The sequence below is a fragment of the Rickettsiales bacterium genome, from assembly GCA_041396965.1.
Taxonomy (GTDB): domain Bacteria; phylum Pseudomonadota; class Alphaproteobacteria; order Rickettsiales; family SXRF01; genus SXRF01.
This window is the reverse complement of sequence record JAWKXN010000001.1, coordinates 1,588,807-1,603,247: the sequence shown is the minus strand read 5'-3', so window position 1 is coordinate 1,603,247 and position 14,441 is coordinate 1,588,807. Positions and strand designations below refer to the sequence as shown.

13 protein-coding genes are annotated in these 14,441 nt (G+C 37.7%); 8 read left to right on the top strand and 5 right to left on the bottom strand.

Annotation, left to right across the window (positions count from 1 at the left end; genetic code table 11):
- Both R3D71_08435 and R3D71_08430 read left to right on the top strand, forming a co-directional pair.
- A complete protein-coding gene (locus tag R3D71_08435; GenBank protein MEZ5691676.1) occupies positions 1–3,054 on the top strand; it encodes a response regulator in 3,054 nt (1,017 codons plus the stop codon).
- Positions 3,055–3,056: 2 nt separating this feature from the next.
- The gene (locus tag R3D71_08430) at positions 3,057–4,235 is read left to right on the top strand and encodes a fused response regulator/phosphatase (protein MEZ5691675.1); all 1,179 of its coding nucleotides are present in this window, start codon (positions 3,057–3,059) and stop codon (positions 4,233–4,235) included.
- 30 nt (positions 4,236–4,265) lie between these two features.
- On the opposite strand, the gene R3D71_08425 is transcribed toward R3D71_08430, so the two are convergent.
- The 3 genes from R3D71_08425 to R3D71_08415 are packed head-to-tail and all read right to left on the bottom strand — an operon-like array spanning position 4,266 to position 6,259.
- Positions 4,266–5,069, bottom strand: a complete 804-nt coding sequence (locus R3D71_08425; GenBank protein ID MEZ5691674.1) for a metal ABC transporter permease — start codon at positions 5,067–5,069, stop codon at positions 4,266–4,268.
- Positions 5,062–5,790 carry an ATP-binding cassette domain-containing protein gene (locus tag R3D71_08420; GenBank protein MEZ5691673.1) on the bottom strand — a complete coding sequence of 243 codons (729 nt, stop codon included), beginning with the start codon at positions 5,788–5,790 and terminating at the stop codon, positions 5,062–5,064. The genes R3D71_08425 and R3D71_08420 overlap by 8 nt, the downstream gene beginning before the upstream one ends.
- A gap of 4 nt (positions 5,791–5,794) precedes the next feature.
- The gene (locus R3D71_08415) at positions 5,795–6,259 is read right to left on the bottom strand and encodes a Fur family transcriptional regulator (GenBank protein ID MEZ5691672.1); all 465 of its coding nucleotides are present in this window, start codon (positions 6,257–6,259) and stop codon (positions 5,795–5,797) included.
- A gap of 169 nt (positions 6,260–6,428) precedes the next feature.
- Between R3D71_08415 and R3D71_08410 the strand changes: the two genes are divergently transcribed.
- The 5 genes from R3D71_08410 to R3D71_08390 all read left to right on the top strand — a co-directional run bounded on the left by R3D71_08410 (position 6,429) and on the right by R3D71_08390 (position 12,068).
- Positions 6,429–7,319 carry a metal ABC transporter substrate-binding protein gene (locus tag R3D71_08410; GenBank protein MEZ5691671.1) on the top strand — a complete coding sequence of 297 codons (891 nt, stop codon included), beginning with the start codon at positions 6,429–6,431 and terminating at the stop codon, positions 7,317–7,319.
- 71 nt (positions 7,320–7,390) lie between these two features.
- The gene (locus tag R3D71_08405; protein MEZ5691670.1) at positions 7,391–8,980 is read left to right on the top strand and encodes a pentapeptide repeat-containing protein; all 1,590 of its coding nucleotides are present in this window, start codon (positions 7,391–7,393) and stop codon (positions 8,978–8,980) included.
- Between the two features lie 362 nt (positions 8,981–9,342).
- Positions 9,343–9,780, top strand: coding sequence for a hypothetical protein (locus R3D71_08400; GenBank protein ID MEZ5691669.1), 438 nt, complete (start codon positions 9,343–9,345; stop codon positions 9,778–9,780).
- A gap of 3 nt (positions 9,781–9,783) precedes the next feature.
- Positions 9,784–11,085 (top strand): hypothetical protein, encoded by a 1,302-nt coding sequence (locus R3D71_08395; GenBank protein MEZ5691668.1) that lies wholly within the window; start codon positions 9,784–9,786, stop codon positions 11,083–11,085.
- Positions 11,086–11,228: 143 nt separating this feature from the next.
- Complete coding sequence (locus tag R3D71_08390; protein MEZ5691667.1) at positions 11,229–12,068, top strand: hypothetical protein; 840 nt, start codon at positions 11,229–11,231, stop codon at positions 12,066–12,068.
- Positions 12,069–12,088: 20 nt separating this feature from the next.
- Here R3D71_08390 and R3D71_08385 read toward each other — a convergent pair whose 3' ends face one another.
- Both R3D71_08385 and R3D71_08380 read right to left on the bottom strand, forming a co-directional pair.
- Entirely contained in the window at positions 12,089–12,277 is a 189-nt protein-coding gene (locus R3D71_08385) for a hypothetical protein (protein MEZ5691666.1), read from the bottom strand.
- A gap of 130 nt (positions 12,278–12,407) precedes the next feature.
- Positions 12,408–12,914, bottom strand: coding sequence for an antirestriction protein ArdA (locus tag R3D71_08380; protein MEZ5691665.1), 507 nt, complete (start codon positions 12,912–12,914; stop codon positions 12,408–12,410).
- A gap of 372 nt (positions 12,915–13,286) precedes the next feature.
- Here R3D71_08380 and R3D71_08375 point away from each other — a divergent pair, with 372 nt between their 5' ends.
- A complete protein-coding gene (locus R3D71_08375; protein MEZ5691664.1) occupies positions 13,287–14,249 on the top strand; it encodes an SMEK domain-containing protein in 963 nt (320 codons plus the stop codon).
- The last annotated feature ends 192 nt before the right edge of the window (positions 14,250–14,441 follow it).

Sequence of the window (14,441 nt, the reverse complement as noted above, 5' to 3'; positions counted from 1 at the left end):
ATGGAATCTGGTAGTGGGAAAAAAAAATCATACACGTATGATCACCAGACATATGTCGTCACTTGTTTACTGTTGTCCGCGATTATTACAGTAGCTATTTGTTATGTTTCCATGATTTCTAATGAACTAGAATGGCCGTTATGGTCGCTTGCCGCTGTGGAAATGATTTTAATATATCGTGTTTATGATGACCATGCTAAAAATATAAATACGTCTCCTGTAAATCAATCAAAAATACTTCATGACATAATAGATCAAGCGGTAGACGGTCTTATAACATTTAATAAATTAGGGATTATAACTTCTTCTAATCCGGCCGCGGATAATATATTTAGAAGAAGTAAGCAAGAAATGGAAACTATACCCATTAGTTCCCTTTTGCCTGATTTTTCCTGTGAGAAAATACTTGCTAATATTGGAATCTCTCAAGAATTAAAAGGGGTGCGGGAGGATGGGAGTAAGTTTATAGTAAGTCTTGGTATAAGCGATATAGAGCTTGATGGTGGAGAGCATTTATTTAGCGCTATAGTGCGTGATATTACTGATAAAAAATTATTGGAAGAAACTTTACAGCAAGATGAAGAGCGCTTTAAGCTGGCTATAGCGGGTTCAAATAACGGCATATGGGATTGGAATGTCGTAACTGGTGAAGTTTATTACTCAACTCAATTTAAGAAAATGCTTGGATACGAAGAAGATGATATGGGGAATGGCTTTAATGACTGGAAAGACAAGATACACCCGGAAGATCAGCAAAAATTTTCAATAATGTTGGGAGAAAATTTTTCCACTCGTAGTGGGGCGTTTGATATTGAATATCGTATGGAAATGAAATCAGGCGAGTATAATTGGTATAGGACAAAAGGACTGGCAATATGGGATGATGATGGAAGACCGCTTAGGATGGCGGGAAGCCTTAGCGATATATCAAGAAGGAAAAAAGCTGAGGATGAATTAATAGCGGCTAAAGAAAAAGCTGAAACAATGACTGTGGAATTGTTGGAAGCTAATAAAAAAGCTCAGGCCGCCCGCGCGGAAGCGGAACGCGCTACACAAATGAAATCAGAATTTCTGGCCAATATGAGTCATGAGATAAGAACTCCAATGAATGGGGTTATTGGTATGACCAGTCTTTTGCTAGAATCAGAGCTTAACGCAATTCAGCAGCAACGTGTTGAGGTTATTAGACAGTCCGGTGAGGCGCTTCTTGAGATTATAAATGATATACTTGATATTTCAAAGATAGAAGCTGGTAAGATGACGCTGGAACCGATCAGTTTTAATCTACAGCACAGTGTTGTAGAGATGATGGATCTGTTTACGACTCGTTGTTTTGAAAAAGGCATTGATTTAGTATTGCGTTATAGTCCTGATGTGCCGGAAATGGTTGTAGGTGATAGTGGAAGGTTACGTCAGATAATTATAAATTTGGTTGGTAACGCTATAAAGTTTACTGATTTTGGGTATGTTTTGCTTGATGTGCGTCCTGTGGAGACTCATGAGGATTATACGGTCGTTAGATTTGAGGTTTCTGACACTGGTATAGGTATACCAAAAAATATACAGGAAAAACTGTTTGAGAAATTTACCCAAGCTGACGCTTCTACTACTCGTAAATATGGAGGAACTGGTCTTGGGCTCGCTATATGTCGCCGTCTTGTGGAAATGATGAGTGGTGATATACAGGTAGAAAGTACGAAAGGTAAAGGCTCAACATTTAGCTTCTCTATTCCTTTACCTTTATCTCAATCTAAAACTCAAAGCGGGTCTAGGCAGTTAAAGTATAATATAGATAGTGTTAGGGCTCTTGTAGTAAGCGTGTCATGTATAAACGCTCAAATTACCAGTGAGTATTTGAAATATTATGGGATGCGCTGTGATATAGCGATGTCACGGGAGGAGTCTCTAACTATGTTAGAGCAGGCGAAAAAATATGATGATCCGTATGAGATAACTATCATAGATCATCAGATGCCGAATATGGATGGAAGAACGCTCGCTAAAAATATAAAATCCAACAATTATATAAAAGATACAATCCTTATTATGATAACATCACATGGTGTTCGTGGTGAAACGAAAGAAATAGAAGAATATGGCTTCTCCGCTTATTTGGTAAGGCATTTCCATAGTAAAATTATTGCTGACACAATCGCTATGTTGATGCTTGCTAAACAGGAAAATAAATCCTTACCTTTGATAACACGTTATACGGTTGGTGAATCTTTAGAAAATCGTCGAATAAATGATGATGGCGGTATAATAGCTAATTCTAGGGTTTTGGTCGCGGAAGATAATCTGGTAAATCAGATGATGATAATGCAGATGCTTAAGTTATTGGGATGTATCGCGGAAATCGCCAATAATGGGGTTGAGGCCGTAGAAATGTTAAAACATAAAGATTACGACTTAATCCTTATGGATTGTATGATGCCAGAAATGAGTGGATATGAGGCTACCAGAGCTATACGCGCTATTGATGGTAAGAAAGGAGAAATTCCTATAATAGCCTTAACCGCTAACGCTTTACAAGGTGCTCGCCAGAAATGTCTTGAGTGTGGAATGAGTGATTATCTAAGCAAGCCTGTGAAGAAGATAGAGTTGCAGTCAATATTGAATAGATGGTTAAAAAATATTGCTACTATATCAAAAGATAACTTAGATAATAATAATGAAGATGAAAAGATAGTTGATGTTAACTCTATTATGGACTTGTCGGCATTTAAGTCATTTAAGGATTTAATGGGAGATAATACTAATTTTGTACTGATAAAATATTGTGAGACATCTAACAATTATATATCATCAGTAAAAGATTTTTTTAGTAATAGTGATTATAGGTCAATGTCAAATGCAGCGCATACGCTGAAATCATCAAGCGCGCAGATTGGGGCTTATAAGGTCTCTAGTATCGCTGAGCAGATAGAAAAATCTGTGGATGATGATGGTATAGATGATGACTGGCTTACGAATAAAATAGAACAGCTAGAATTTGAATATGGCTTGGTAGAAGACTTTATCAATAAAGAGGCTAACTTAAAAAAATCGGCTTAGATATGAATATTGTAAAAAAAGAAATTTCTGATTGTTGTGTGTTAATAGTGGAGGATGATTTTTTAGGTAGGGCTGTACTTAAAGAAATATTCAAAAAACAAGGATTTACTAATATTCATGAAGCTGAGGATGGAAAAGAAGGGCTAGAAAAAGCAAATGAGTTACTTCCTGATATAATAATAATGGATGTTGTAATGCCGGAGATGGATGGTGTTGAGTGCTGCAAGCGAATAAGAAATAGTGATGACCGTAGAATTAGTAATGTCCCTATTGTATTTCAAACAGCGTTAGATGGTATTGCTGATCGGGCAAGATTTTTTGAGGCGGGAGCAACTGATTACCTAACAAAACCAGTAGATCCTCATGAGATTACCGCGCGTGTTGTAGTGCATCTGGAGCGGAGTTTAATGACAAGACGTTTGTTAGAGTTTAATGAACGGATTAGTAAAGAAATAAATATGGCTAAGGAGACACATAAAATTCTTATTCCAGATGAGAATAATATAAAAGAAATAGAAGAGAATTATAATATGCGAATTTGTAGCTATTATAGGCCATGCTCGGAATTGGGAGGTGATTTTTGGGGTGTAAAGAGTATGTCAAGTGATAAGCTGGCGTTTTATAATGTGGATTTCTCAGGACATGGTGTAAATGCCGCTCTTAATGTTTTTAGGCTGCATGCTATCATGCAGTCAGCTATTGATACCGCGTATATTCCAAGCGCTTATTTGACTCATATCAACGCTATACTTTCTCCATTGTTACCATCTGGGCAATTCGCAACCATGTTTTACGGGATAATTGATAAGAAAAATAACAAATTATCATATGCTTCAGCAGCTTCTCCTTCCGCTATATTGTTTAATAAAAACAAAGGTTCGTATGAGTTGCTTGAAAGTACGGGAACGTTGCTTGGAGCGATTGATAGAACATCTTGGCAAATGAAAGAAGTAGATTTTGATTCTGGAGATTGCTTAATGCTTTATAGTGACTCACTCGTAGAGACAGGTGATAAGGATGGTAATTTTATAGAGGTTGAGTATTGGGCTGATTTATTTTGTAAATATATCAAACAAGGAGAGGGAAGAAAAGCTTTCTCTGGTATACTTGATGATTTTAAGGAAAAATGTTTTGATAACATTACTGATGATTTAACGCTTACTACATATGGGTGTTTGTAGAGATACTGGTGACAAAGGAATAGTTATTTATTATTGCTGTTTTTTTCCTGTAATAAAAGCAGTGCATGGTAATAGTATGATAAATATGGCGGCGGAGGTGGCTACTATTGAGGGAGCCGATGGGGTATCAAACTGTATTGAGAAGCTCATTCCCCCAACGACAGATATAACTCCAAGCAACGCGGAGATTATAGCCATAGATTCAGGAGATCTTGCCATATGACGGGCACTTGCGGCTGGGATAATCAACATTGACGTAATAAGTAATATACCAACCACACGTATTGAGATAGCGACTACAATCGTCATTATAAACATTAGTAAAATATTTACTGTAAAGGTACGGATATTCTCAGCTTTCGCTAGATCCTCATTAATAGTCATCAACACCATAGATGACCAATTCATCAGTAAAATAGCCATCACTACTATTCCACCGCCATATATCAGCCATATTTCCTGTGAGGTGACTGTTAGAATGTCGCCAAATAGGTAGGAATGAAGATTTATTTTATGTCCAATTATGCTAATGGTCACCATGCCGATAGAAAGCGCTGAGTGCGCGAGTATCCCAAGTAATGTGTCGGTCGCCATTATTTTTTTCTGTTGAAGAAATAGTAGTAGAAGCGCGAATATAGAACATATTATTATAGTTCCAATATTAGCATTTATACCGGTGGCCAAGCCGAGCGCTACACCAAGTAAAGCGCTGTGCGCTAGTGAATCGCCAAAATAAGCCATCCGCCGCCAGACAACGAAACAGCCGATAACTCCAGCTATTATAGCTATGCCAACACCAGCTATTATCGCGCGCATTATGAACGGCTCAAGCATTGTATTCCTCGCGGTGATTATGGTTGTGGCTATGTTGGTAAACTGCCATCATATTCGCCATGTCATTGCCAAATAATGAAATAAACTCAGGGTCTTTTGTAACTATGTGAGGCGCGCCAGAACAGCATATATGATGAAATAGGCAAACTACTTGTTTGGTTGATGCCATGACCATATGTAGATCATGCGATACCATTAAAATACTTATAGGATTTTCCTTATAGATTTTCTCTAGCAGCTTATAGAAAGCAATTTGTCCAGAAATATCAAGATTTTGTGCTGGCTCATCAAGTATGAGTAATTCAGGATTGCCAAGTAAACCACGCGCTAATAAAACACGTTGTAGCTCTCCACCTGACAATACAGATAGTTGTTTTTTTAATAAATGCTCAGTAGAAGTATCTTGTACTGTTCTTTCAAATATCTCTGAACTGTATTTTTTATGTAATTTCAGAAAATTATGGACAGTAATCGGGATAGTGCTATCTGGAATAATACGTTGTGGTACATAGCCTAACTTTAAGCCTTTCTTTCTGATGATTGTTCCAGTATCTGGTTTGTAAAAATCCATAAGACATTTGAGTAACATGGATTTTCCAGCCCCATTTGGACCAATAATAGTTATGAAATCTTGTGCGTTAACTGATAGAGATACGTTTTTTAGAATATGCTTTTCCTGCCTTATAACGCTTATATTTCTCGCTTGGATTAATTTGGTCATATTTTTATTTCTGTTTATTACATTCTTTGCATTTTCCAGAAATTTCCAGAGTTATTTGTTTAGGGGAGAATTGTTTTTTGTTGGTCGTGTCGGTGATAACTCCGGTTAGGCGATTATCGCAGCATTCCATAACATCTTGGCATTTATCACAGATGAGAAAATAACATTCATGTGACTCAAGAGGGTGTGAACAGCCAATATAGGCGTTTAGGCTGTTTAATTTATGGATGAGACCATTCTCAATAAGAAAGTCAAGGGCGCGATATACGGTGGGAGGTTTCGCCGAACTGTCATTAGTTTTTAGCCTATCAAGTATATCATACGCTTTGGCTGGTCTATGGCTTGTCCAGATAATTTCCAAAGTTTTTTGTCGCAACTCGGTAAAACGAAGTCCGCCTTCGTCGCAAAGCTGTTTTGCTTTTTGTATCGCTTCGTTTACGCATATTCTATGGTTATCGCAATTATACATTTTTATTAATTTGATGGATTAAAATTTCTCGTGACTATACTATCTAGTTATGTCACATAGTGTTATGTTATAACATAATATTAATTACGCAAGAGATAAATATAAAAGTGACGTGATGATGAGAAGATCTATATATATACTATTTTTTTATTTAATATCAAATTGTTATTTGCTAGGTGCGGTGGCAGGCGAGCAATGTGATGGTGGGGACATTGTTGTGACCATCAAGCCTCTGCATTCATTAGTATCCGCTGTAGTGGGTGATAAAGCTAAGGTGAGGCTTTTGTTAGATGAGAGTAATTCCCCACATGATTTTCAGCTCAAACCATCACAGATGAAACTCATAAGAGGGGCGGATGTTATTTTTTATGTTGATAAGAATTTTGAGACATTCATGACCGATATATCGCGGGCTATACCAATAAAAGTGAAAAGATTTTCTGTTAGTGATGACTCAGGGCTAAAATTGCTACCGGTGCGTAAGGGTGGATTATGGGACTGGCATTTATACGAACATAATCATGAGGAAACTCATAAACAATATGATACACATGTTTGGCTTTCACCGGAGAATGGGCGGCTTATAGTCAACTATGTGGCTAGGGAGTTAGGTAAGCTATATCCCAAGAATAGAGCGGTTTATGAGGAAAACTCCAAGAGATATATCAAAAAAATAAACAATATTGACCAGAAAATTAAAGAAGAGGTTTCGAGTTTTAATGATAAGGCTTTTATTGTGTCGCATGACGCTTATCAATATTTTGAGAAATTCTATGGTTTGAATGGGGTAGGGGCGATTACGTTTGAGCCGCATGAATTATCGTCACCAAAGCGTATTAAAGAAATTCGTGATAAAATTCGTAAAGCAAATACAAAATGTATTTTGCGTGAGCCACAATTTTCTGACCGTTTGATCGGGACAGTGGTTGAGGGGATGGATATAAAAGTAGTTGAGATTGACCCAATTGGGGCGGACATGGCGGTAGGTGAGGATATGTATCTTAAGCTATTAGAGAATATAGCTAACCGCTTGAGAGAGTGTTTGGTAAAAGGTGACTAAGCCTTGTGAGTTATAGCTTAATGTTATAATCTATGATGACAATAAAAATAATTGTTATCTAAGGTTAACTAATGTCTAGTGGAGAGAGTAAAGCAGTAATTTTATCTGGTGATGAGCTACTTAAATTATTGAAAAATGGAAAAGATAAGTGGAATGATTGGGTAGCAAAGAATAGGGCAGTTCATATAGATTTTAGAGGTATTGATTTTGTTGCCAATAATATATCCCTCGATGGGATGAACTTCCCAGAAGGTGAAATAAATTTTAGAGGTATTAAATTTACTGAAGCTACAGCTATCTTCAGCGGATCTAAATTTTTGGGTAGAGTAATATTTAATGAAGCCGAGTTTAGCGGACATGCAGGTTTTTGTGGAGTACAGTTTTATAGTGATGTACATTTTTGCAATGCTAAATTTCATAACAATACAACGTTTTGTGAAACTAGCTTTCACGCAAATGTAAATTTTTCTGAAGCGGAGTTTTGTGGATATATTAGATTTGAATATTCAAAGTTTGGTAGGAAAGCTGATTTTTTTAAGACAAAGTTTATTGATGCATATTTTTGCGACACCCAATTTTATGATGGTGAAGTGAGTTTTTTGGAGGCACAATTCAAAGGTTATTCAAATTTTCAAGGTGTACGATTTAGTGGTAATAAAGTAGCATTTCATAATACACGGTTTGAAAAGGTAGATTTTACCAATACTAGATTCAAAGGTTCTGCACAATTTCAATGTGCGCAATTTGAAGATAACGCAATTTTTTTCAAGGCAGAGTTTCCTGATGTAGATTTTTATAACACTAAATTCGGTGATGGTAAAGTGGTCTTTGATGAAGCGCAGTTCAATGGCTTTATAAATTTTAATAACGCAAGATTTGCCAATAGTGATGTAAGTTTTTATTCTAGTAAATTTTCTGACGACGCTGTATTTACTAATCTTATCGGTGTGGATAAAGTTAAAAAATTTAGTTTCAAATACGCCGCTTTTAATTCTGTCTTTGATATTTCTTCTGAGGAAAAATTTGGTTGTATAGTTGACCTTACTGGTACCAAGACAACTAATCATGTTGATTTAAGCGGTCTTAGATGCGAGTTACAGCTAGAAGATGGTAAGCCGCTCGGCTGGTTGGGCAGGTTCTTTCCTAACGGCTATTGGACTAGAAGGAAAATTGCTGTAGATAAAGAAGATGTTGCCCGTGCCAGACGATTAAAAGAGCTAGCTGGAGCAAATAAAGATCATGACAAGGCTCTTGATTTTCACGCTATGGAAATGCGCGCGGCGTGCAAACATCGCTGTTTCTTTTGGTTCAACCTAGAATTCTGGTATGATTTGTTGAGTAATTATGGACGCAGCATAGCAAAGCCTTTTTGGTGGATAATTTTTGTTTGGTTGGCTTTTAGTTTAGTATATTTTTGTTTGTCTGGGATGACATGGGATTTATGGTATTACTATCTAGGTGTAGCAATGGTGTTTTCTGCCTCACAGATGCTTCCATTTGTTCCTATAGGTCGTAATGTAATGAATGAGGCTAGTGAAGTTCTATTTTCAGAATATGATTTAGGGGGATTACTTTCGCTTTTCACTTTTTTCCAGAGTATACTTGCGTTTGTTCTGTTATTTTTATTCGGTTTGGGGCTAAGAAATAGATTTAAGTTATAGTGCTGGGATGTAATTGTTTGCAAACCTTCGCAACTACTCCGAAGGTTTGGACAATTAAAGAGCTTTCACACGTCAGAAAAATACATAAATATTTTATGTAGTTTGCTCTAAAAATACTTTGACAGAATTTCCAAAGATTCGGAGAAAAATACAGAAAAAATACTAGAATTATCGGAAATTTATTAACTTTATAAAAAATATTTTCTTGCTATACAGTATTGATTTTCCAGTATTTTTATGAGCAAAAATATGGCGCACCAAGAAGAGGATTCTTCAAATGCGCACGATGACCTTTTTGATACCCTAGAAGATTGGAATAAACAACTTTCTTACATTAATTATGACCTTGAGGAGCCAAGCCTATGATTGGTTCTTCAATTCATACTGATGTTTCGCTTAATGCCGATTTTAATGCGGGTGCTGCCCTTCCCAAAAAGAAGACAAGAAAGAAGCGTACTCCTCCGCTTTCTATCCGTCTGACTGATAAAGAACGTGTGTGGTTGGAAAATATGGCGGCGGGGCAAGCTCTCAGTGCCTATATCAAGGCTGTGATATTCAGCGGCAAGAAAACACCGCGCCGCCGCTCACCTATTGAGGATAGTAGAAAACTGGCTATGGCACTTGGGATGCTTGGTAAGATGAATATGCTTACCAAGCTCACAGATTTTCTGGATGCGTTGGAACAAGGCAGTGCCGATGTGCCAGCCGATGTGCAGCAGGAAATTATGCACGCTTGCTCTGATATTCGGCTTATCCGTTATCACCTGATTACCGCTCTTGGGATAAAGGCTGAGGAATAGAACATGATCTTGGTTGGCAATCAGCGTGGTAATGCTAAAGATTTAGCCTTACATCTTATGAAGCAGGAAAATGAGCGTGTTGAAGTGCATGAGATACGAGGTTTCTGCTCGGACACGCTCATGGGGGCGTTCAATGAAAGCTACGCCATGAGCCGTGCCACCAAGTGCAAACAGCATTTATTTTCTCTTTCGCTCAATCCACCGAAAGAAACAGAAGTCAGTAATAAAGACTTTGAAAGTGCTATTGGACAGGTTGAAGAAAAACTTGGTTTGATCGGACAACCACGCGCTATCGTCTTTCATGAGAAAGAAGGTCGCCGTCATTGCCATGCAGTGTGGTCGCGTATTGATAGCGAGGAAATGCGGGCGGTGCAACTTTCCTACAGCAAGAACAAGCTGAAGGAATTATCACGCGAGCTTTATATAGAGCATGGTTGGAAAATGCCGCGTGGACTGGTCAATTCTGAGGAGCGCGACCCACGCAATTTCACGCTTGCCGAATGGCAACAAGCAAAACGGATCGGCAAAGATGCGCGTGATGTAAAAACGCAGTTTCAGGATGCGTGGGCAATTTCGGATAGCAAAGCAGCCTTTACCCATGCTTTACAGGAAAGAGGCTATAAGCTAGCGCGTGGGGATAGGCGTGGCTTTGTTGCTATTGACCATAACGGTGAAGTCTATTCCCTATCTAAATGGTGTGACATTAAGCCTAAACAGATTAAAGAACGTTTGGGTGATGCTAAAGCATTACCATCTGTAGCGGTTAGTAAAGCTGAATTTGCACAGGAAATGTTGCAAAAAATGCAGAATTTCCAGCAGAAGGTGGAACGTGAAAGTCAAGAAAAAGCCCGTAAAACCGAAGAGCAACACAAAACACTGGAAACACAACAGCAAGCTAAGGCTGAGGCATTGGCGCAGACTATACAGCAACGCCAACAACGAGAAGAAACTGAACGGCAAGCGCGTATCCGTCATGGTTTGTGGGGGCTGGTTGATTATATAATAGGTAAACGCAAAAAGACGTTGGAACAAAACGAACAAGAACGCCAACAAGCCGCAACGCGTGACAGGCAACAAAAAGATGATTTGCTCGCCAAGCAACAGGCTGACCGTGAGCGTTTCATAGAAAATCGTAAGCAGGTGCAACAGCGGTTAGAGCAGGAAAAGCAAGAACTACAAGGTGATACTAAGCGCTTTGAAGAGATAAGAGCGCAATCTGAAGAAGAACGTCGCAAACAGGAATTTATGGAACAACGGAAAGCTACCACGCGTGACAATGCTCGTGCGCCGAGTATGGAACGGTGATGTATTATAGCCTTTTTCTTATTCCAGCATAGCGTCAATATCCTGTCCGTAGATAATGACTATATAAATAGTGGTTGTTGTAAATTATTTTTCATAATATAGTTTAACCGTCTTAATAATTTCACTTGATATGGTTAATTGCTATGAATCTAAAACGTATTTTTGATAGCAAGCTAATAATTGTTGCTATGGCTTTAATCATTGCTGGAATGCTATTTCTTTTTGTTTTTCCTAGTCTACTTTCTGATGATTACACTAATATACGTCAGGGATTTAGGGAGCTTGGTGTTCCTCTTGTTATAACGGGAGTAATTTCAATTATGCTGGATTCTGTCGCTCTGACTTCCATGAAAGCTGAGCTGATAAAAATATTGAATAATAGCCTACAAGGTCAGCAACTTTTTGATTATGGTCTATCAAATATAGTCCAAAGACTAACCTATGATGATATATATAAGGCTGTTACAAATGGGAAGAATTTTGACCTTGTGCAAACATGGTCACCTAATATACAGCCTTTGCTTTTTTTTCATGCTAAAACTATTTTTAGAAACGGTGGTAAAATTAGAATATTCCTTCTTAATCCTGATACAGAATATGCAAGACAAAGAAGTGCTGACTTGAAACTAGATGCAGATAAAGTGCCAAATAGCATTCGCGGGAATATAGATTACATAAAAAATTTCTATAAAAGTATGGAAGAGGAACTAATAGCTGAAAAGCCAAATTTATCGGAAGTAGAAATTAAAAAAGAGATGAAAAGGATAGAATTAAGACTTTATAGTTCCCTGCCTACCTGCTCTATCTATAAGGTAGACAACAAAGCATGGATGGGATTCTATTGGCTAGGAAAAACGACGGATGAATCTATAAATCTGATAGTTTCTAATGACCGTAAAAACAATATTATTTTAGAAGCTGTTGAAAATCAAATAGGCGAACTTGTTAAAAGATACAAACCTGTTGATATAAACACAATATAGGCAATATGCGTGTTGCAAAACTATGGCTCATGCTCGTTAGATACTGTGTATCCATCATTTTTCTTTTTTTGACACTCGCGTAACGCCTTATCTTTTTCTTCCAATTTTTCCTGCATCTCTTTGCCATAATTTGCTATAGTCAAAACAGCCAAGCCAAATATACTAATCAATCCTAATTTGGCTAATTCTTTCCCTGCTTCTTTAATCATTTATTATTGGTTTCTCTAATTATTTTTCAAAACAAAGCAAGTGTAACACATGCTGTTTACAAAATACAAATTTGCTTATCTTTGAGCATTTGTTTCTTTTTATTATTTTTAATCTTCCACAGGATTTCTCTCATGTGCAACGATAAATGATATTGTCACCAGCAATGATGGTTTCGTTGTAATCTAAGGATAAATCCCGTGCCATTGCGTCATAATCAATGTAAAAGCTAATATTTGCGGGGATTTCACCATATATCCCATCGTCAACAAATTGCACTGCAAGGTCGCGCATGCTATCCACATGATAAATATCTACGTCAAAATCGTCTGGGCTGTTGCTTTCAAAATCAAAGCTATAGCCACATTCGCCTACTGCAATAATCACAGCTTGTTTTTCGTGTTCCTCCCATTCTCCTATTGCTTCTATAAAATGGTGAATATTGCCTTGATGAATACTCAAAGCCTTAAAAAGATCTGCGTCTATGGTTTCTCCGTCAATAAATTGGATTTCAAATTCTTCCACCTGACCGCCAAAGTCATTTTTGCAAGCTGCATAGCGTGCGTTATACTCCTGCATGTCTTCAAAATAAAAACCTGTTGCACTAATATCGTAAGGCTGGGCGTAAAACTGTGTCATTGCTGTATCTCCTTTGAGTTGGGTTGTAACGCAAACTATAATTGGCTCGCTTGTAACCCTGCCTCGTGGTGAACAGCGGGTGTGCAAACGGAAGAGAAAAATCGACAAGATTGGTGCGGGCGCAAGGAACTGAGCCACGGTCTTGTCTATTTTTATCGGAGTACGCTGAGGGCGGTGCCCTAAGTCTTATTAATGGTTAAAGCTAGTTGTTGAGGGATCTTACATGTATCTAAAATACCAGTAATCTGTTTATTTAATTGAACTATACTAAAAAAGCTGACTTATTGCTTGTGGTATATTTCTTATTCTTCTATTTTCAAATACACGGCACTCAGGATGAAAGAGGCTCCATCGAAATAAGCGCAGTTGATAATGTTAGAACGCCAAAAGCATATTGACAAAATTATAGAAAAGCTCTCTATGCTTAAAACGCAGGTAGAGCTGAGCAATTCGCTTAATCTTACCGATACAAACGTTGTTTCAGAAAATTTTTACCGAGACTTTTTAAACCTTTTGTATGGGTATAATCTTCAAAATATTAATGCGATTGTTCCAAACGCAACTGCTATAGACTTAGGTGATGAAGAACGCAGCATTACCATTCAAGTAACATCGACGGCTGATCTATCGAAGATAAAGAAGACAGTTGAATCTTTTGTTGGTAAGGAATTAAACAAAAAATATGATCGCCTTGTCGTTCTCATCATTACTTCAAAAAAACAGTACAAAACAGCATCGGTTGACTATGGTGACTACCAACTTAGCACCAGTGAAGATGTTTGGGATATAAGCAAGATTCTTAGTGACATTAATGGCCTCTCTTTAGAGCGAGTAAAAGAGATTTGTGAATTCCTTGAGCAGCAAATACTTTACAGTCCTGACCAAACATTAGCCAAAGAAATACATACCTTCATTTCGTTGATTTCAGTGCTAAGCGATGAAAGCCATCCATCAGCAGGTAATGGATTCATTGATGCGCCTGACCCAGATGGAAAAATCAACGAACGGTTTGCAGCACATGCCGATTTCCTTACGAATGAATATCAAGACCTTTATGCCGAATACGGTCAGGTGCTTAGTGATGTGCTTGAGCAAGCTGATATTGGGCATACGAGAATTAGACGTCTTGGGCTACACCTAAAAACATCTAGTGATGATGTTCTGAACCAGAACAATGGTGATGCAACAGAGGCTTTGAAGGCTTTAGTTGCTTCTTACAAAGGTCTCCTATCGGAAAATGGAACTGAATATGACGAAAATGCAATTAGATTTTTTCTCGTTGATCAACTGATTAGATGTAACGTGTTTCCTAATAAGGAGGCAGTGAATGTCTAACCTTTTTTTGAAAGATGAAAGCCTCCTGACCTCACCCCCAATTTTGGGCTATAAAATTCTTGAGTATATGGAATCTGCAAAACTGCGACGTATAAGTATCTTTGATATTGCGGATCACTTCAAAACAGAGCATTGGTTTAGCACCAAGAATCTTTATTTTGCTATGATGTTTCTTTTCAGTTTAGAAATCAT

Excerpts from the sequence above, each read along its gene's own strand:
- R3D71_08435 (MEZ5691676.1), top strand. The coding sequence starts at position 1 with ATGGAATCTGGTAGTGGGAAAAAAAAATCATACACGTATGATCACCAG.
- R3D71_08430 (MEZ5691675.1), top strand. The coding sequence starts at position 3,057 with ATGAATATTGTAAAAAAAGAAATTTCTGATTGTTGTGTGTTAATAGTG.
- R3D71_08425 (MEZ5691674.1), bottom strand. The coding sequence starts at position 5,069 with ATGCTTGAGCCGTTCATAATGCGCGCGATAATAGCTGGTGTTGGCATA.
- R3D71_08420 (MEZ5691673.1), bottom strand. The coding sequence starts at position 5,790 with ATGACCAAATTAATCCAAGCGAGAAATATAAGCGTTATAAGGCAGGAA.
- R3D71_08415 (MEZ5691672.1), bottom strand. The coding sequence starts at position 6,259 with ATGTATAATTGCGATAACCATAGAATATGCGTAAACGAAGCGATACAA.
- R3D71_08405 (MEZ5691670.1), top strand. The coding sequence starts at position 7,391 with ATGTCTAGTGGAGAGAGTAAAGCAGTAATTTTATCTGGTGATGAGCTA.
- R3D71_08400 (MEZ5691669.1), top strand. The coding sequence starts at position 9,343 with ATGATTGGTTCTTCAATTCATACTGATGTTTCGCTTAATGCCGATTTT.
- R3D71_08395 (MEZ5691668.1), top strand. The coding sequence starts at position 9,784 with ATGATCTTGGTTGGCAATCAGCGTGGTAATGCTAAAGATTTAGCCTTA.
- R3D71_08390 (MEZ5691667.1), top strand. The coding sequence starts at position 11,229 with ATGAATCTAAAACGTATTTTTGATAGCAAGCTAATAATTGTTGCTATG.
- R3D71_08385 (MEZ5691666.1), bottom strand. The coding sequence starts at position 12,277 with ATGATTAAAGAAGCAGGGAAAGAATTAGCCAAATTAGGATTGATTAGT.
- R3D71_08380 (MEZ5691665.1), bottom strand. The coding sequence starts at position 12,914 with ATGACACAGTTTTACGCCCAGCCTTACGATATTAGTGCAACAGGTTTT.
- R3D71_08375 (MEZ5691664.1), top strand. The coding sequence starts at position 13,287 with ATGTTAGAACGCCAAAAGCATATTGACAAAATTATAGAAAAGCTCTCT.